The organism is Amycolatopsis sp. NPDC051106 (genome assembly GCF_040682775.1).
GTDB lineage: Bacteria > Actinomycetota > Actinomycetes > Mycobacteriales > Pseudonocardiaceae > Amycolatopsis.
In genome coordinates this window covers 70,733-86,819 of record NZ_JBFBBQ010000010.1, presented here as the reverse complement: position 1 = coordinate 86,819, position 16,087 = coordinate 70,733, and the positions used below count along the sequence as shown (strand labels likewise).

Sequence of the window (16,087 nt, the reverse complement as noted above, 5' to 3'; positions counted from 1 at the left end):
GGTCTATCGCCCTCATCCGGCGAAGGAGCACCTCTTCCAAGGAGAAACCGTGGAGTTCCTGCGTCCCACGACGCTCGCCGAGGCCCTGGCCGTCAAGGCCGAGCGGCCCGGCGCCGTGCCGATCGCCGGCGGCACCGACGTCATGGTCGAGCTGAACTTCGACCACCGGCGTCCCGAGGCCCTGCTGGACCTGACCCGGGTCCCCGAGCTGGCGGAGTGGTCCACTGTGGACGACTCGGGCGGAGCGGTCCGGCTCGGCGCCGGCGTCCCGTACGCCCGCGTCATCGCCGAGCTGGGCGAATCCATCCCGGCGCTGGCCATGGCCTCGCGCACGGTCGGGTCGCCGCAGATCCGCAACCGCGGCACGGTCGGCGGCAACCTCGGCGCCGCGTCGCCCGCCGGGGACACCCATCCGGTGCTGCTGGCCCTGGACGCGCGGATCGAAGCGGCCTCCGTCCGGGGGACCCGCCTCCTCCGCGCGGAGGAGTTCTACGTCGGCGTGAAACGGCACGCCCTCGAGCCGGACGAGCTGATCACCGCCGTCCACCTGCCCGCGCACGCCGGGCCGCAGCAGTTCGCCAAGGTCGGGACGCGCAACGCCATGGTCATCGCGGTCTGCTCCTTCGCGTTGTCCCTGCGTCAAGGCCGGGTCGGCGCCGCCATCGGGTCCGCCGCGCCGACCCCGCGCCGGGCCCGGGCGGCCGAGGAGTTCCTGGCCGCCGAGCTGCCGTGGACGTCGGCCGAAGCGCTGCCGGACTCCCTGAAGCGCCGCTTCGGCGACCTCGTGGCCGAAGCGGCGTCGCCGATCGACACGTCCGGGGCAGCGCCGCGTATCGGAAGCACGCGCTCGGGGTACTCGCCCGGCGTACGTTGACTTGGGCCTGGGACGACCACCGGACGGGGGAGCGCGCATGCGCTTGAATGTCACGATCAACGGCGAGCAACGGCAGGCGGACGACGTCTGGGAAGGCGAAAGCCTGCTCTACGTGCTGCGGGAGCGGCTCGGCCTGCCGGGTTCGAAGAACGCCTGTGAGCAGGGCGAATGCGGCTCCTGCACGGTCTACCTCGACGATCTCCCGGTGTGCGCCTGCCTGGTCGCGGCCGGGCAGGCCGAGGGCCGCGTGGTGCGCACCGTCGAAGGGCTGGCCGACGGCGCCACGCTCGACCCCGTCCAGCAATCCTTTGTGGACGCCGGCGCGGTGCAGTGCGGGTTCTGCACGCCGGGCCTGGTCGTCGCCGCGCACGACCTGCTGAACCGCGTCCCCGACCCGTCCGACGAGGAGATCCGCGAAGCGCTGGCGGGCAACCTGTGCCGCTGCACCGGCTACGAGAAGATCCTCGACGCGGTGCGCGTGGCGGCGAAGGGCGGTGTCGCGTGAGGACGCTCATCTCCGGCGCCGCGATCGCCACGGTCAGCGGCGAGGAATACGCGAACGGGCACGTCGTCGTCGAGAACGACCGGATCGCCGAGGTCGGCGAAGGCATCTACACGGGCGAGTTCGACGAGCGCGTCGACGCGTCGGGCTGCCTGGTCACGCCCGGCCTGATCAACACCCACCACCACCTCTACCAGTGGGCCACCCGCGGCCTGGCCGCCGACCACACGCTCTTCGAGTGGCTGGTCGCGCTCTACCCGGTCTGGGGCCGGCTCGACGCGGAGATCACGCACGCCGCGGGCACGGCCGGGATGGCGCGGCTCGCCCTGACCGGCTGCACGACCGTCGCCGACCACCACTACGTCTTCCCGCGCGACGGCGGCGACCAGGTCGCGGCGCTGGCCGCGGCCCGCCAGCGGATCGGCGTCCGGCTGCACGTCGTGCGCGGGTCGATGGACCGCGGCGAGTCCGACGGCGGCCTCCCGCCGGACAACCTCGTCGAATCGACCGAAGAGGCGCTGACCGGCACCGAAGCGGCGATCGGCCGCTTCCACGACGACTCGCCGGAAGCGCACCTGCAGATCGCCGTGGGGCCGTGTTCGCCGTTTACGGTCACCGAGCGCCTGATGTCGGGCGCGGCCGAGCTGGCGAGGCGTAACAGCGTCCGGCTCCACACGCACCTCGCCGAGACGCTGGACGAGGAGAAGCAGTGCCTCGCCGAGGTCGGCTGCACGCCCGCGGAGTACGCGGACAAGCTGGGCTGGCTCGCCGAAGACGTCTGGCTCGCGCACACCGTCCACCTCGCGCCCGAGGCGATCCGGCGGTTCGGCGCGACCGGCACCGGGTCGGCGCACTGCCCGACGTCCAACGGCCGCCTCGGCTCCGGCATCGCCCCGGTCCGCGACCTGCTCGACGCGGGCGTGGCGGTCGGCCTCGGCGTCGACGGGGCCGCGTCCAGCGAGTCCGGCGGCCTCGGGGAAGAGCTGCACCAGGCGCTCCTGCAGGCCCGCCAGCGCGGCGGACCGCGCGGGCTGACCACGCGCGAGGCGTTGTGGATGGGCACCATGGGTGGCGCCCGGTGCCTGGGCCGCGAGGACGACCTGGGATCGATCGAACCCGGGAAGCTCGCCGACCTCGCCGTCTGGGACCTGACCGGCCTGAACCACGCCGGGATCGCCGACCCGGTCGCGGCGCTGGTGCTGGGCGCCACGCCGCCGGTGCGCCGGCTGTTCGTCGGCGGGAAGGCCGTCGTCGAGGACGGCACGCTGCGCGAGGCGGACGAGTCGGAGATCGCGTCCGAACTGGCGGCCGCGAGCGCCCGGTTGCGGGAGGGCAGATGACCACCACCGTCAGCACGCCGACGGTCGACGGCGTCGGCACGTCGCCGCGGCGCCCCGACGGCATCGTGAAGGTCCGCGGCGAGTTCGCGTACTCCTCGGACCTGTGGCACGAGGACATGGTGTGGGGCGTGACCCTGCGCAGCCCGCACCCGTACGCGCGGATCACGGCGATCGACATCACCGACGCCCTGACCGTGCCCGGCGTCTACGCGGTGCTTACCCACGAGGACGTCCCCGGCGTCAACCGCTACGGCCTGGAGCACGCCGACCAGCCGGTGCTCGCCTCCGACGTCGTGCGCTACCAGGGCGAACCGGTCGCGCTGGTCGCCGCCGACCACCCGGAGACCGCGCGCCGCGCGATGAAGCGGATCGCCGTCACCTACGAAGAGCTTTCCCCGGTGACGGACTCCGAAGCGGCTGTCGCAGGCGAAGGGCCTTCGCTGCACTCCGGTGGGAACGTCGTGCGGCACGTGAAAATCCGCCGTGGGCCGCAGGACCCGGCCGCCGACGTCGTCGTCTCGGGCGTCTACGAGGTCGGCATGCAGGACCAGGCGTTCCTCGGGCCGGAGTCCGGGCTCGCCGTGCCGGACACCGAAGGCGGCGTCGACCTGTACGTCGCGACGCAGTGGCTGCACGTCGACCAGCAGCAGATCGTGGCCGCGCTGGGTCTGCCGACCGAGAAGGTGCGGCTGACCCTCGGCGGCGTCGGCGGGGCGTTCGGCGGCCGTGAGGACCTGTCGATGCAGGTCCACGCGTGCCTGCTGGCGCTGCACACCGGCAAGCCGGTGAAGATGGTCTACAACCGCGAAGAGTCCTTCTACGGTCACGTCCACCGCCACCCGGCGAAGATGTACTACGAGCACGGCGCCACTCGCGACGGCCGTCTCGTGTACGTGCGTACGCGCCTGTACCTCGACGGCGGCGCGTACGCGTCCTCGACGGGCGCGGTGGTCGCGAACGCTGCCACGCTCGGCGTCGGTCCGTACACAGTGGACAGCGTGGCGGTCGACTGCTGGGGCACCTACACGAACAACCCGCCGTGCGGCGCGATGCGCGGGTTCGGCGCGGTGCAGGCGGCCTTCGGCTACGAGTCGCAGATGGACAAGCTCGCCGCCGCCTGCGGCCTGGACCCGGTCGAGATCCGCGTCCGCAACGCGATGAATGAGGGCGACCTGATGCCGACCGGCCAGGTCGTCGACTCCGCCGCGCCCGTCGCGGAGCTGCTGGGACTGGTCCGGGACAAGCCGATGCCCCCGGAGCGGCCGTTCGACCTGCGGCACATGCCGGGCGGGGTCTCGAACACGACCCACGGCGAAGGCGTCGTCCGCGGGGTCGGGTACGCCGTCGGGATCAAGAACGTCTGCTTCTCCGAGGGCTTCGACGACTACTCGACGGCCCGCGTGCGCCTGCAGCTCGTCGGCGGCGAGCCGGCGGCGACGGTGCACACCGCGGCCTGCGAGGTCGGCCAAGGCTTGGTGACGATCATGCAGCAGATCGTCCGGACCGAGCTGGGCGTCGAGCAGGTGACGGTCCTGCCGATGGACACCTCGATCGGCAACGGCGGCTCGACGTCGGCATCGCGCCAGACCTACGTCACCGGCGGCGCTGTCCAAGCCGCCTGCGTGGCGGTGCGGTCGCGGCTGCTTTCGCGGTTCGACGCGAAGGTGCGCATGGTCGGCGGCAAGCTCGTCGCGGCCGACGGCCAGGTGCTCGCCGACCTGGTGGACGTCCTCGCCGACGACGTCTACGACGAAACGGTGGAGTGGCGGCACCGGCCGACGTCCGCGCTGGATCCCGAGACCGGCCAGGGCAGCGCGCACGTGCAGTACGCGTTCGCCGCGCACCGGGCGGTCGTCGACGTCGACACGGAACTGGGCCTGGTCAAGGTGGTCGCGCTGGACTGCGCCCAGGACGTCGGCAAGGCGCTGAACCCGCAAGCCGTGCTGGGCCAGATCCAGGGCGGTTCGGCGCAAGGGCTCGGGCTCGCGGTGATGGAGGAGATCCAGACTTCCGGCGGGAAGATCCGGAACCCCTCCTTCACCGACTACCTGATCCCGACGGTCCTGGACATGCCGCCGATGAGCATCGACGTCCTGGAGCGCCCGGACCCGCACGCGCCGTATGGCCTGCGCGGGGTGGGGGAGCCGCCGACGATCTCGTCGACCCCGGCGATCGTGGCGGCGATCCGCGCCGCGACCGGGCTCGCGCTCACCCGCGTCCCGGTGCGGCCGGAGCACCTGACCGCTACTTGAGCTGCCAGTTCTGGTTGGCGTCGTCGTTGCAGCCCCAGAGCTCGAGCTGCACGCCGTTGACGTTGCCGGCGGGCTTGTCGCCGCCGGTGACGTCGACGCACAGGCCTGACTGAGTGCCGGTGATCGAGCCGTCCGGATTCAGCTTGAACTTCTGGTTCGCGCCGCCGTGACAGGTCCAGGCGATGAGCTTGGTCCCGGCCGCGGTGCCGCCGTCGTCGGCGTCGAGGCAGAGGCCGTCGGCCTTCAGCTCACCGGCGCCGGTGAACGTCCAGGACTGGTTCGGCCCGCCGTCGCAGTCCCAGATGTCGACCTTGGTGCCGGGCGTGGTGACGTTGCCGTTGATGTCGATGCAGCGTGCCGACGACGCGCCCTGCAGCGGGTGGGCGGTGTCGACGCTGCTGCCGCTCGCGTTGGCCTTCACGCGGTAGACGACCGTGCTGTGCGACGGGACGTTCGCGCTGATCGTGCCGGTGCTCGTGGTCAGCTCCTTCGACCACAGGTTGGTCAGCCGGTAGTTCGCCGCGGCGGGCAGCCCGGCCGCGGCGGCCGTCGTGGAGACGGTTTTCGTGGTGCCGTTTTCGTTGAACAGCACGACGGCGACGTCTCCGCCCTGGAGCGGCTTCGCCAGGACGTCGACGCCTCCTGATGACGAGATGCGCGTGGCCTGCTTGCCGAGCGGGTCCTGGTCGATGGCGATGACGTCGGCGTTGAGGTAGGTCGAGAAGGTCGCGACGCTGGCGGAGCGGAGGTCGGCGCCGGCGATCAGGGGCGCGGCCATGGCGGCCCAGAGCGTGAAGTGGGCGCGGTCCTCCTGGAAGTCCATGCCGTCGCCGACCTCGAGCATGTCGGGGTCGTTCCAGGCGCCGGGTTTCGCGGCGGACGCGAGGCCGACGTTCTGGCGGTAGATCGAGTCGATGCTGCCCCAGTTGTTGGTGATGTCGCCGGTGGTGCGCCACAGGTTGCCGACGTCCGGCGCCCAGGTGGACGGCGAGAAGTTGCCCCATTCGCAGATGCTGTAGGCGATCGGGCGGCCGGTGGCCTTGAGCGCGTCACGCATGGCGGAGTAGCGGCGCACGTAGTCCTGCTGGGTTTCGCCACCGGGGCTGCCGCAGTTGTCGTACTTGAGGTAGTCGACGCCCCAGCTCGCGAAGCTGTTCGCGTCGGTCTGCTCGTGGCCGAGGCTGCCGGGGTAGTGCTGGCAGGTTTCGCTGCCGGCGCTCTCGTAGATCCCGAACTTCATCCCGCGCGCGTGGATGTAGTCACCGAGGGCCTTGAGGCCGCTGGGGAACTTCGCGGGGTCGGCGACGAGGTGGCCGCCGGCGTCGCGGGTGCGCGTCATCCAGCAGTCGTCGAGGTTGACGTAGGTGTAGCCGCGGTCGCGCATCCCGGAGCTGACCATGAGGTCGGTGGTCTGCTTGACGAGCGTCTCGTTGATGTCGCACTCGAAGGTGTTCCAGGTGTTCCAGCCCATCGGCGGGGTTCTCGCGAGCCCGTTTTCCAGGGCGTCGGCAGAGGGGCTGAGGAGGGCGGCAGCGGCTACGGCGGTGGCGAGGACGGCGAGGACTCGGCGCATGGCGGCTCCAACCGAACGACGATGTTGAGGCAGGAGGACTAGACCACTTGGTAGTTTCAATGTCCGATACTGCGTGGTCAAGCGCCATGTTGAATATTCTTGTTGGATTCCCGACTAAAGTTGCGTCGTTTCTTGGAGCAGTCGCCGGGCGACGTCGACGGTTGCAGCACCCGCGACGGCCATGGCCTCGGTGTCCCGCAGCGCGCGGCAGAGGACGAAGGCGCCTTCGAGGTTGTTGACGGCGGTGATGGTCAAGGTCCGCGCGGCTTCGGTGCTGATGCCGAACTGGGCGAACCTTTCGGTACCGGCGTCGATCCAGGCGGTGAAGACCTCGGCGGTGGCCTGCCGCAGCGGCTCATTGGTGGCGGCGACCTCCAGGGCAACGGTCGCGATCGGGCAGCCTTCGACGTAGTCGGTGGCTTCGAGCGTCGCGATCCCGGCGGCGAAGAAGGCCTCGACCCCACTGACGAGATCGGGAGCGGGCGCGATGAAGAGGTCGAAGAGCTGGATGTAGGCGAGCCCGGAGGTCCGGATGACCTCCTGGCCGAGCTGCTCCTTGCCCCCGGGAAAGAAGTGGTAGAGCGACCCGAAGGGAGCGTTCGCCTCGGCGACGATCTGCTTCAGCCCGGTACCGCTGTAGCCGTTGCGCCGAAACAGTTCCGCGCCGGCGGCCATGATGCGTTCCTTGGTCCCTGCCACGGTCCCGAGGATACGCGCTTGCTAGAGCGTTCTACCGAGTCCGGCTTGTCCACACCCCCACGGTGATGTGGACAAGCCGACGCCGACGACGGCTTTTCGCGGGTTTCGTCGGTCGCCCCCGATACACTGGATGCGGGGCCGGACCCCCGGAGAGGGCGGGGGCTGCGCGGGGGTCGCTCTCAGTGGATGTCCCAGGCCGGGCCCGGGTCCTCGGCGTCGTCGTCGCGCAGGATCGTGCCCTCGATCAGCCCGTACGGGCGGTCCGCCGCGTAGAACACCTCGTTGTCGTTCTTCAGCCCGAACGGGCTCAGGTCCACCAGGAAGTGGTGCTTGTTCGGCAGCGACAGCCGCACCTCCGCCACCTCCGGCCGCGCCTCCAGCACGGCCGAACCCATCGCATACAGCGTCTGCTGCAGCGAAAGGCTGTGCTTCGTCGCGAACGTCTCGAGCATCAGCCGCCGGATCTCGCGGTGGCTCCCGGCCCAGTCGATGCCGTCGCCCTGGTAGCGCCACTTCGCCGTGACAGCCGTCGCCAGGATGCGGTCGTCGGTCTCGGCGAGAGTCGTGTACTGGTCGCGCGGGAAACCGTGGAACTCCGACCCTGTCGACTTCAGCAGGGTCAGGCCGTCGATGCCGGACACGACCCACGCGTGGCCGTCCCGGATCGTCACGGCCGTGGTGCGGCGCTCGTCGCCGGAGCGGCTGAACGCGTGGTCGTGCGGCTCGCCGCCGACGGCGATCCGGTCCCAGCCGTGCTCGTCGACCTTGATCCGCGCGCCGGTGATGTTCCCCTGCGTGCCGGTGAAGTGCCGCGCCAAGCGCAGGGCGAAGTCCTCGATCTCGCCGACCGGCGACTCCTTCGCGAAGGCGTACACGGTGTTCTTCTGCGTGTCGGTCGCGAGCACGCCCGCGTTGTCGCCGGTGAGGTGCGTCGCGGCGAGCTCACCGCGCAGCGACGTCGACACAGTGAGGTCCTTCAGGTGGTGCACGGGGCCGTCGCGGCGCACCGTCACCAGGCGGACCTCCGCCTTGCCGTACTGGTTGGGGCCCAGGGTGATGGCCACGGTTCAACTCCCTCGATAGGTCGAATAGGCGAACGGGCTGAGCAGGAGCGGCACGTGGTGGTGCGCGGTGCCGTCGGCGATCCGGAAGGTGAGGGCCACCTCCGGGAAGAAGGCGTCCGGACCCAGGTAGGCGCCGGTGTCGAAGACCAGGCGGTAGGCGCCGGGGTCCAGGGTTTCGGGGCCGAGGTCGCGGATCCGGCCGTCGTCGTCGGTGCGCCCGTCGGCGATCGGCTTCCCCTCGGCGGTCTCGAACCGGACGGCGATCCCCTTCGCGGGGCGCCCGGTCGCCGTGTCGAGGACGTGGGTGGTCACGAGGCTCACGCGGTCACCGCTTTCGCGAGTCGGAGTTGGGCGATCTTCAGCAGTTCCCGGCCGGCGACGGCCAGTTCGGTCGCGGGGTCGTTGTCCAGCCTTTCGCGCAGCGTCTTCAGCAGTTCTTCGCCACTGCGCCCGCTGGCGCAAACCAGGTACACGTGCCCGAACTTGGCTTCGTACTCGGCATTCGCGGCGGCGAACGCGTCGGCGTTGTCCACACCGGACTGTTCGTTCCGCGACCAGTCGCCCTCGGTGCCCCGCTGTTTCGGCTTTTCCCCGATCCGGGGGTGGGCGGCCATGGCCTGCCGGATCTCGTCGCTGCTCAACGGCAGCTCGGCGGCGGCGATCAGCGCGTCCCGGCTTGCGTAGGGCCGGTGTTCGAGAATCGTGTCCACCCAGCGGGGGACGGCGAGACAGGCGGTCAGCGCCGGACGGACGTCATCGGCGTCGGCGGCGTTGAAGGCGGTGAGGGTGAGCGGCACGGGGAACTCCTCGTGAGTGGCGTCCCGCTGACCGTACGTTGGCGCCGGAGTCTCGTCAACATTTTGTTGAACGCCCTGGTCAGTCGGCTTCCCGGTTGAGGTAGTTGTAGACGGTGAACCGCGTGACCCCCAGCGCGTCGGCCACCGACGAGACGGATTTCCGCAGGCCGAAGGCGCCGCGTTCGCGCAGCAGCCGGACGGCGCGCTGCTTGCCGGGCCGGTCGAGTTCGCCCAGCTTGGCGCCGAGTTCGCGCTCGACATCGGCGATCAGCCGGGCCAGCGCGTCGTTCAGTCCTACGGCCGGGCCGGCCGCGGGCTTTTCGCCCGCTTCGGCGCCTCCCGGCTCGACCCGGCGCACCTGCAGCGTCACCTGGGTCGCACCCGCGTCGAGTGCTGCCTGCGCGATCACCGGAAGCGCGTCGTAGAGCTCCTTCGCTTCGCCCCGGGCGAGCGTTCCGAGCGGGCCGAAGTCGGTGTCCAGCCCGGCTTTCACGGCGGCGTCGCGCGCGGCGATCGCGTGCTCGGGCGGCGAACCTTCGCCGTGGAACGGTTCGCTCGTGAACTCCGCTTCAAGCCGCACAGGATGACCGTAACGTGCCACGTCCGTCGTTGACGAGCGGCGCGAGCCGTGGTTACTGTCGTTGTGCGAAACCGCCTTTCCGTACTGTGAAATCGGCGGTGGTTCAATCCTCCCGGAGAAGGGTTTTCGGATGGATCTTGTGGTGCGCGCGGCCCGAGCCGTCACGGCCGAGGGCGAAGTTCCGGCGACCGTCGGTGTCGACGATGGCCGGATCGTCGCGGTCGAACCCGGCGGGGCTTCCCTGTCCGGCGACCGCGTGCTCGACCTCGGCGACGACGTCGTGCTGCTGCCGGGACTCGTCGACACGCACGTCCACGTCAACGATCCCGGCCGCGCGGAGTGGGAGGGCTTCGAGACGGCGACCCGGGCGGCCGCCGCGGGCGGCGTGACCACGATCGTGGACATGCCGCTCAACAGCCTGCCCCCGACGGTCGACGTCGCGGCCCTGGAGGTCAAGCGCAAGGCGGCGACCGGCCGGGTGCACGTCGACGTCGGCTTCTGGGGCGGCGCGATCCCCGGCAACGCCCGCGACCTGCGCGCTCTGCACGATGCCGGGGTGTTCGGATTCAAGTGCTTCCTGCTGCACTCGGGCGTCGACGAGTTCCCGCCGCTGGATCCGGCGGGACTCGACGAAGCGTTGCGGGAGCTGAGTTCCTTCGACGCGCTGATGATCGTCCACGCCGAGGACGCGCACGAGATCGACGAAGCCCCCGAGCCGCACGGCGGTCGCTATGTCGACTTCCTGCGGTCCCGGCCGCGCGCGGCGGAGAACCTCGCGATCACGCACGTCATCGAGGCGGCCCGCCGCAACGACGCCCGCGCGCACATCCTGCACCTGTCTTCGGCGGAGGCCCTGCCGCTGGTCGCGGCGGCGCGTCGCGACGGCGTGGCGCTGACGGCCGAGACCTGCCCGCACTACCTCAGCTTCATCGCCGAAGAGATCCGCGACGGCGCGACGCAGTTCAAGTGCTGCCCGCCGATCCGGGAGGCGGCCAACCGCGAGCTGCTCTGGCAGGGACTCGCCGACGGCGTGATCGACACCGTCGTCAGCGACCATTCGCCGTGCACGCCGGAGCTGAAACGCTTCGACAGCGGCGATTTCGGACTTGCCTGGGGCGGGATCTCCAGCTTGCAGCTGGGGTTGCCGGCGATCTGGACGCAGGCGCGGCAACGCGGGTTCGCGCTCACCGACGTCGTCCGCTGGATGGCCGAACGTCCGGCCGCGCAGGCCGGGATGCGCCGCAAGGGGCACCTCGCGGTGGGCTACGACGCCGACTTCTGCGTGTTCGCGCCGGAAGAGGCGTTCGTGGTCGACGTCGCGAAGCTGAAGCACCGCAACCCCGTCAGCGCGTACGACCGGCGGCCGCTCGCCGGCGTCGTGCGCTCGACCTGGTTGCGGGGCACCGAAATCACCGGCGACGAGCCCCGCGGCGCGTTGCTGACCCGGGGGAACTGCTGAAATGGAGGCCGCCTTGTCCGACGACCCTGTCCGTCCTGAGTGGACGGAACTGCCCGACCTCGCGTCACGTCGCTTCGGCGGGACGGTGATGTGGGCGACCGACGAGCTGTTCGCCGAGAAGGAGAACCTGGTCAACCCGTGGACGCCGGCGCACCGCGCCGAGACGTTCGGCCCGAAGGGTCAGGTGTACGACGGCTGGGAGACCCGCCGCCACCGCGGACCGGGCGACGACCAGGCCGTGGTCCGGCTCGGCCTGGCCGGCACGGTCACGGGCGTCATCGTCGACACGGCGTTCTTCAAGGGCAACTACCCGCCGTTCGTCTCGGTCGAGGCGGCGTCGGTCCCGGGCTACCCCTCGGCGGCGGAGCTGGCGTCGGCGGACTGGGACATCCTGGTCGACCGCGCCCCGGCGGCCGGCCACACGGAGAACTTCTACGCGATCAACGGTTCGCGCCGGTACACGCACGTGCGCCTGACACAGCACCCGGACGGCGGCGTGGCGCGCCTGCGCGTGCACGGCGCCCCGATCCCGGACCCGGACCTGCTGGACCTGGACGCGCTCGACCTGGCGGCCCTGGAGAACGGCGCCCTGGTCACCGGCTGCAGCAACAAGTTCTATTCGTCGCCGAACAACGTGCTCTCACCCGGTCTTGCGGCGCACCAGGCCGAGGGTTGGGAGACGGCCCGCCGCCGCGACGACGGCAACGACTGGCTGACGCTGCGCCTGGCGGGCGCGGGCATCGTCCGGTTCGCCGAGCTGGACACGAGCAACCTCAAGGGCAACGCCCCGGGCTGGGCGTCGGTCAGCGGCCGCGACACGTACGGCGAATGGGTCCCGCTGTTGCCGAAGACCCGACTGCAGCCGGACACCCGCCATCGGTTCGCACTGAAGGACGGTCCGGAGGTGACGGAGGCCCGCCTGGACATCTACCCGGACGGCGGACTGGCCAGGCTGCGCCTGTACGGCCGGCTCACCGAAGCGGGCCGGACCAATGTGAAGGCGCGCTTCGCCAAGACGCGGTGAGGTGCGTTTCGCGAGTCGCCGGCTGCCCTCGCCGGCGGCTCGCGATCAGCCCGCGTTCGGCCGGTTGAGGTAGGCGGAGGCCAGCGACAGGACGCAGGCGCACCCGATGATGGCGCTGACCCACCACTCGAGCCCGGCCACGACGCTCCAGACGAAGCCCGCCGCCGCCAGCACGGCGACGAGGATGTTCCGGAACTGCAGCGGGGTCGGTTTGGCCATGCCACCAGCCTCTCACGGGCTCGAGTCAGCCGGCTGCGCACCCAGGGACGACGCATCGCCGAACAGCGGCGCGACCGAGCGAGACGTCGCCGGACTACGACCTCCGTGCTCCGTGCTCCGTGCTCCGTGCCCGTGCCCGTGCCCGTGGTCCGGCCGGCGTCAACTCACGCCCGGAGGAAGGCTGCGCTTTCCGCGGCCCGGCCCCCGGCACCGGCGGCCCTTCCAGCAGTCCCGGCTCGGGTCCTCTCACGTCTCGACTGCGTTGACCTCCCGGTGATCCAGTTCGCGTCACCTCCTGATGACTCCGTCGGCGTCAGATCTCCGCGCGCTCGCCGGGTTCGAGCAGCACCAGCCGGTCGGTGAGACCGGCTGCCTCGAACTCCTTCCGCAGCGCGTCCGGCCCTTCGCTGAAGTGCTGCCAGCCGCGGAAGTGCAGCGGCACCACCTTCGCCGCGCCGAGCACCTTGGCCGCTTCGGCGGCGTTCGCGCTGGTCAGTGTCAGGGGAGCGCCGTCGAAGAGCGCCGTCCGGGCGGCGCCGGCGAACAGCACCGCGATGTCGACACGGAACCGCGACGCGATCTCCCGCACCAGTTCGACCGACGCGTTGTCCCCGCTGACGTACACCGTCGGCAGGCCGTCGCCGCTCAGCACGAACCCGGTGACCTCGCCGGTCGTCGGCTCGGCGCCCTCCGGCCCGTGCAGCGCCGGGACGGCGGTGACCGTCAGCGGTCCGACCTGCGTCTCCTCCCACGGCTTCAGTCCCCGCGCGGTCCCACCCAGCCGCTCGGCTCCGCTGGGCGTGATCAGCGTCAGCGGCACCGTCCCCAGGTAGGCGCGGCCGCGGTCGTCCAGGTTGTCGGGATGCTGGTCGTGAGACAGCAGGACAGCGTCCACCACGCCGACCGCGTCTTCGGTCAGCACGGAGTCCTCGGTCTTGATCAGCACGCGGTTGCCGATCGAGTGATCGCCGGGCGCGTCGAAGGTCGGGTCGGTGAGCAGCCGGACGCCGCCCAGTTCCAGGAGCGCGGTCGGACCACCGGACAAGGTGATCCCCAGGTTCTCGGTCATACCCCGGGCAACAGTGGGAACGCTCGTTCTCTTCCCTAGGGTGCCGACTGCCTCCGGGAGCTGATCACGCCGGTGTTGAACCCGGCCAGGTGGAGCCCGCCGGCGAAGCGCGCGTGTTCGATCTTCACGCACCGGTTCATGACGACGTCCAGCCCGGCCGCCCGCGCCCGTTCGGCCACCGGCTCGTGCCACAACCCGAGTTGCAGCCACAGCGTCCGCGCGCCCGCGTCGATCACCTCTTCGGCCACCTGAGGCAGATCGTCGTGTTTGCGGAACACGCTGACCAGGTCCGGTTCACCCGGTACGTCCTTGAGCGAGGCGTACACCGGTTTCCCGAACAGCGTGTCCAGCCGCGGGTTGACGAAGGTGACCTCGTAGCGCGTCGACGAGAGCAGGTACGTCGCGACGAAGTAGCTGGGCCGCGCCGGGTTGGCGGACGCGCCCACCAGCGTCACCGACTTCGTCCGGTTGAGGATCGCCCGCCGCTCGACGGCTCCCACCGCGTACGTCATCCGGCCACCGCCTTGCCCAGCGCCTGGTCGAGATCCCAGAGGATGTCGTCGACGTCTTCCAGGCCGACCGACAGCCGGATCAGGTCGGGACCGACGCCCGCGGCCGCGAGCTGATCCTCCGACAGCTGGGCGTGCGTGGTCGACGCCGGGTGGATCACGAGTGTCCGCGCGTCCCCGACGTTCGCCAGGTGGGACAGCAGCTCCACCGATTCGACGAACTTCTCGCCCGCTGCCCGGCCGCCGTCGATGCCGAACGAGAACACCGCACCCGGCCCGGCGGGCAGGTATTTCTTCGCCAGGTCGTGGTGCTGGTGGGAAGGCAGCCCAGCGTACGAAACCCAGGCCACCCGTGGGTCCGCTTCGAGGTACTCGGCGACCGCCCGGGCGTTGGCCACGTGCGCGTCCATCCGTTGCGGGAGCGTCTCGACCCCTTGCAACAGCAGGAAAGCCGAGTGGGGCGAGAGGACCGCGCCGATGTCCCGCAGCTGCTCGGCTCGCAGGCGCGTGCAGAACGCGTACTCGCCGAAGTTCTCCCAGTACCTCAGGCCGCCGTAGCTCTCGACGGTCTCGGTCATCCGCGGGAACTTCCCGTTGCCCCAGTCGAACTTCCCGGACTCGACGACGACGCCGCCGAGCGTCGTCCCGTGACCGCCGAGGAACTTCGTCGCCGAATGCAGCACGATGTCGGCGCCGTGCTCGATCGGCCGGCACAGGTACGGCGTCGCCAGCGTGGCGTCCACGACCAGCGGGATGTCGTGGGCGTGCGCGAGGTCCGCCAGCGCCGCGAGGTCGGCGATGCCGCCGCCGGGGTTGCCGATCACCTCGGTGTAGAGCAGCCGGGTCCGGTCGGTGATCGCGGCCGCGTAGTCGTCGATGCCGCCGCTGACGAACGTCGTCTCCACGCCGAACCGCCGGAGCGTGCCGGTGAGCTGGGTGACCGTGCCGCCGTACAGGCCGCTCGCCGACACGATGTGGTCGCCCGCCTCGGTGAGCGCGCTGAACGTCAGGAACTCCGCGGCCTGCCCGCTCGCGGTGGCGACGCCGCCGATGGCGCCTTCCAGGCTCGCGATCCGCTCTTCGAACGCGGCCACGGTCGGATTCCCGATGCGGCTGTAGACGTTGCCGTACTTCTGCAGTGCGAAGAGGTTCGCCGCATCGGCGGCGTCCTCGAAGACGAAGCTCGTGGTCTGGTAGATCGGCACGGCCCGCGCGCCGGTCGCCGGATCGGGGGTGCCACCCGCGTGCAGTGCGCGGGTCCGAAAGCCCCAGGTGCGTTCACTCATCGGTTCTCACCGTAACCGTCCTCCCCTTCGGATGGCCACGCCTCTCAGGTGCTGGGCGGGACCATTTCGTGCTTCCGAGCTTAGCACGATTTAGAATTTCGTGCGCTACACTCGAAAGTATGAAATGTGCTGCGTGTGGCAAGCCGCTGCCACCTCGGCGTGGAGCTGGGCGAAACCGCCAGTACTGCGACGCCACTTGCCGGAGTGCTGCCCGCCGTCAGCGAGCGCACGTAAAGAATGGCTTGACAATCCGGCCGCGTCAATCCACTCTTGACGTTGTGCCGGGAGGGCCCTTGGCCGCGGTCGGTGAGGCGTTGCGGAAAGTCCGTGAGGCCGAAGCGGCGCTGCGGGACACCGTGGACGCGGCCAGGGCGGCCGGGCACACGTGGCAGGAGCTCGGCGACCTGCTGGGCACCAGCCGGCAGGCCGCCTTCCAGCGGTTCGGCCGGCCGGTCGACCCGGCGACCGGAGCGTCCATGACGGAGCTGAAGCCGCCGGACGTGATCCACCGCGCCGAGGGGCTCGTGGCGGAGCTCGTCGGCTGCCAGTGGCACGAGGTGCGTCGCGACTTCGACGACCGGATGCAGGCGGCGGTCGGCGAGGACGAGCTGCGGCTCGCCTGGGCCCAGGTGGCCGGAACGGTCGGGAGTTACGAGGGGATGGGGGAACCGTATGCGCGGTCCACGGGCGACTACACGGTCGTCCACATGCCGCTGGCCTTCGAGGCCGGCGAGCGGACGGTGCAGGTGACCTACCGCGAAGACGGCCGAGTGGCCGGGTTGTGGATCCGGCCGCCCGAACAGTAGCCGGAGACCAAGGGGGAACGATGGAAGCACAGGG

General features: G+C 70.8%; 16 protein-coding genes and 1 pseudogene. 7 read left to right on the top strand and 10 right to left on the bottom strand.

Going from position 1 to position 16,087, the window contains the following annotated elements:
- Window positions 1-49 precede the first annotated feature (49 nt).
- The 4 genes and pseudogenes from AB0M83_RS10940 to pucD all read left to right on the top strand — a co-directional run bounded on the left by AB0M83_RS10940 (window position 50) and on the right by pucD (window position 4,968).
- Window positions 50-921, top strand: a pseudogene (locus tag AB0M83_RS10940) (FAD binding domain-containing protein).
- Complete coding sequence (locus AB0M83_RS10935; RefSeq protein WP_364515641.1) at window positions 912-1,379, top strand: (2Fe-2S)-binding protein; 468 nt, start codon at window positions 912-914, stop codon at window positions 1,377-1,379. The pseudogene AB0M83_RS10940 and the gene AB0M83_RS10935 overlap by 10 nt, the downstream one beginning before the upstream one ends.
- Complete coding sequence (locus tag AB0M83_RS10930; protein WP_364515638.1) at window positions 1,376-2,716, top strand: 8-oxoguanine deaminase; 1,341 nt, start codon at window positions 1,376-1,378, stop codon at window positions 2,714-2,716. The genes AB0M83_RS10935 and AB0M83_RS10930 overlap by 4 nt, the downstream gene beginning before the upstream one ends.
- Window positions 2,713-4,968 carry a xanthine dehydrogenase subunit D gene (gene pucD, locus AB0M83_RS10925; RefSeq protein ID WP_364515635.1) on the top strand — a complete coding sequence of 752 codons (2,256 nt, stop codon included), beginning with the start codon at window positions 2,713-2,715 and terminating at the stop codon, window positions 4,966-4,968. The genes AB0M83_RS10930 and pucD overlap by 4 nt, the downstream gene beginning before the upstream one ends.
- On the opposite strand, the gene AB0M83_RS10920 is transcribed toward pucD, so the two are convergent.
- The 6 genes from AB0M83_RS10920 to AB0M83_RS10895 all read right to left on the bottom strand — a co-directional run bounded on the left by AB0M83_RS10920 (window position 4,961) and on the right by AB0M83_RS10895 (window position 9,681).
- Window positions 4,961-6,541 (bottom strand): ricin-type beta-trefoil lectin domain protein, encoded by a 1,581-nt coding sequence (locus AB0M83_RS10920; RefSeq protein WP_364515632.1) that lies wholly within the window; start codon window positions 6,539-6,541, stop codon window positions 4,961-4,963. The two genes, pucD and AB0M83_RS10920, sit on opposite strands and share 8 nt — an antisense overlap.
- A 114-nt stretch (window positions 6,542-6,655) precedes the next feature.
- Window positions 6,656-7,216, bottom strand: a complete 561-nt coding sequence (locus tag AB0M83_RS10915) for a TetR/AcrR family transcriptional regulator (protein ID WP_364515831.1) — start codon at window positions 7,214-7,216, stop codon at window positions 6,656-6,658.
- 203 nt (window positions 7,217-7,419) lie between these two features.
- The gene (gene pucL, locus AB0M83_RS10910) at window positions 7,420-8,304 is read right to left on the bottom strand and encodes a factor-independent urate hydroxylase (protein ID WP_364515629.1); all 885 of its coding nucleotides are present in this window, start codon (window positions 8,302-8,304) and stop codon (window positions 7,420-7,422) included.
- 3 nt (window positions 8,305-8,307) lie between these two features.
- The gene (gene uraH / locus AB0M83_RS10905) at window positions 8,308-8,625 is read right to left on the bottom strand and encodes a hydroxyisourate hydrolase (protein ID WP_364515626.1); all 318 of its coding nucleotides are present in this window, start codon (window positions 8,623-8,625) and stop codon (window positions 8,308-8,310) included.
- A complete protein-coding gene (uraD, locus tag AB0M83_RS10900; RefSeq protein WP_364515623.1) occupies window positions 8,622-9,101 on the bottom strand; it encodes a 2-oxo-4-hydroxy-4-carboxy-5-ureidoimidazoline decarboxylase in 480 nt (159 codons plus the stop codon). Before uraD ends, uraH begins: the two co-directional genes overlap by 4 nt.
- Before the next feature lie 79 nt (window positions 9,102-9,180).
- A complete protein-coding gene (locus AB0M83_RS10895) occupies window positions 9,181-9,681 on the bottom strand; it encodes a helix-turn-helix domain-containing protein (RefSeq protein WP_364515620.1) in 501 nt (166 codons plus the stop codon).
- 130 nt (window positions 9,682-9,811) lie between these two features.
- On the opposite strand from AB0M83_RS10895, the gene allB reads away from it, so the two are divergent.
- Both allB and alc read left to right on the top strand, forming a co-directional pair.
- Complete coding sequence (allB, locus tag AB0M83_RS10890; RefSeq protein ID WP_364515617.1) at window positions 9,812-11,140, top strand: allantoinase AllB; 1,329 nt, start codon at window positions 9,812-9,814, stop codon at window positions 11,138-11,140.
- A gap of 1 nt (window position 11,141) precedes the next feature.
- Window positions 11,142-12,164 carry an allantoicase gene (gene alc / locus AB0M83_RS10885; RefSeq protein ID WP_364515614.1) on the top strand — a complete coding sequence of 341 codons (1,023 nt, stop codon included), beginning with the start codon at window positions 11,142-11,144 and terminating at the stop codon, window positions 12,162-12,164.
- 45 nt (window positions 12,165-12,209) lie between these two features.
- On the opposite strand, the gene AB0M83_RS10880 is transcribed toward alc, so the two are convergent.
- The 4 genes from AB0M83_RS10880 to AB0M83_RS10865 form a co-directional block, all read right to left on the bottom strand.
- Window positions 12,210-12,383 (bottom strand): hypothetical protein, encoded by a 174-nt coding sequence (locus AB0M83_RS10880; RefSeq protein ID WP_364515611.1) that lies wholly within the window; start codon window positions 12,381-12,383, stop codon window positions 12,210-12,212.
- 313 nt (window positions 12,384-12,696) lie between these two features.
- Window positions 12,697-13,452: an MBL fold metallo-hydrolase gene (locus AB0M83_RS10875; RefSeq protein WP_364515608.1), complete on the bottom strand. Its 756-nt coding sequence runs from the start codon at window positions 13,450-13,452 to the stop codon at window positions 12,697-12,699.
- A gap of 35 nt (window positions 13,453-13,487) precedes the next feature.
- Window positions 13,488-13,964, bottom strand: coding sequence for a CoA-binding protein (locus tag AB0M83_RS10870; protein WP_364515605.1), 477 nt, complete (start codon window positions 13,962-13,964; stop codon window positions 13,488-13,490).
- Window positions 13,961-15,247 carry an O-acetylhomoserine aminocarboxypropyltransferase/cysteine synthase family protein gene (locus tag AB0M83_RS10865; RefSeq protein ID WP_364515602.1) on the bottom strand — a complete coding sequence of 429 codons (1,287 nt, stop codon included), beginning with the start codon at window positions 15,245-15,247 and terminating at the stop codon, window positions 13,961-13,963. Before AB0M83_RS10865 ends, AB0M83_RS10870 begins: the two co-directional genes overlap by 4 nt.
- A gap of 293 nt (window positions 15,248-15,540) precedes the next feature.
- Between AB0M83_RS10865 and AB0M83_RS10860 the strand changes: the two genes are divergently transcribed.
- On the top strand, window positions 15,541-16,053 hold the full coding sequence (locus AB0M83_RS10860; RefSeq protein WP_364515599.1) for a DUF3887 domain-containing protein: 513 nt from the start codon (window positions 15,541-15,543) through the stop codon (window positions 16,051-16,053).
- Window positions 16,054-16,087 lie beyond the last annotated feature (34 nt).

Coding starts and splice junctions, on each gene's coding strand:
- AB0M83_RS10935 (WP_364515641.1), top strand. CDS start 912: ATGCGCTTGAATGTCACGATCAACGGCGAGCAACGGCAGGCGGACGAC.
- AB0M83_RS10865 (WP_364515602.1), bottom strand. CDS start 15,247: ATGAGTGAACGCACCTGGGGCTTTCGGACCCGCGCACTGCACGCGGGT.
- AB0M83_RS10875 (WP_364515608.1), bottom strand. CDS start 13,452: ATGACCGAGAACCTGGGGATCACCTTGTCCGGTGGTCCGACCGCGCTC.
- AB0M83_RS10915 (WP_364515831.1), bottom strand. CDS start 7,216: ATGGCCGCCGGCGCGGAACTGTTTCGGCGCAACGGCTACAGCGGTACC.
- alc (WP_364515614.1), top strand. CDS start 11,142: ATGGAGGCCGCCTTGTCCGACGACCCTGTCCGTCCTGAGTGGACGGAA.
- AB0M83_RS10920 (WP_364515632.1), bottom strand. CDS start 6,541: ATGCGCCGAGTCCTCGCCGTCCTCGCCACCGCCGTAGCCGCTGCCGCC.
- AB0M83_RS10880 (WP_364515611.1), bottom strand. CDS start 12,383: ATGGCCAAACCGACCCCGCTGCAGTTCCGGAACATCCTCGTCGCCGTG.
- allB (WP_364515617.1), top strand. CDS start 9,812: ATGGATCTTGTGGTGCGCGCGGCCCGAGCCGTCACGGCCGAGGGCGAA.
- pucD (WP_364515635.1), top strand. CDS start 2,713: ATGACCACCACCGTCAGCACGCCGACGGTCGACGGCGTCGGCACGTCG.
- AB0M83_RS10870 (WP_364515605.1), bottom strand. CDS start 13,964: ATGACGTACGCGGTGGGAGCCGTCGAGCGGCGGGCGATCCTCAACCGG.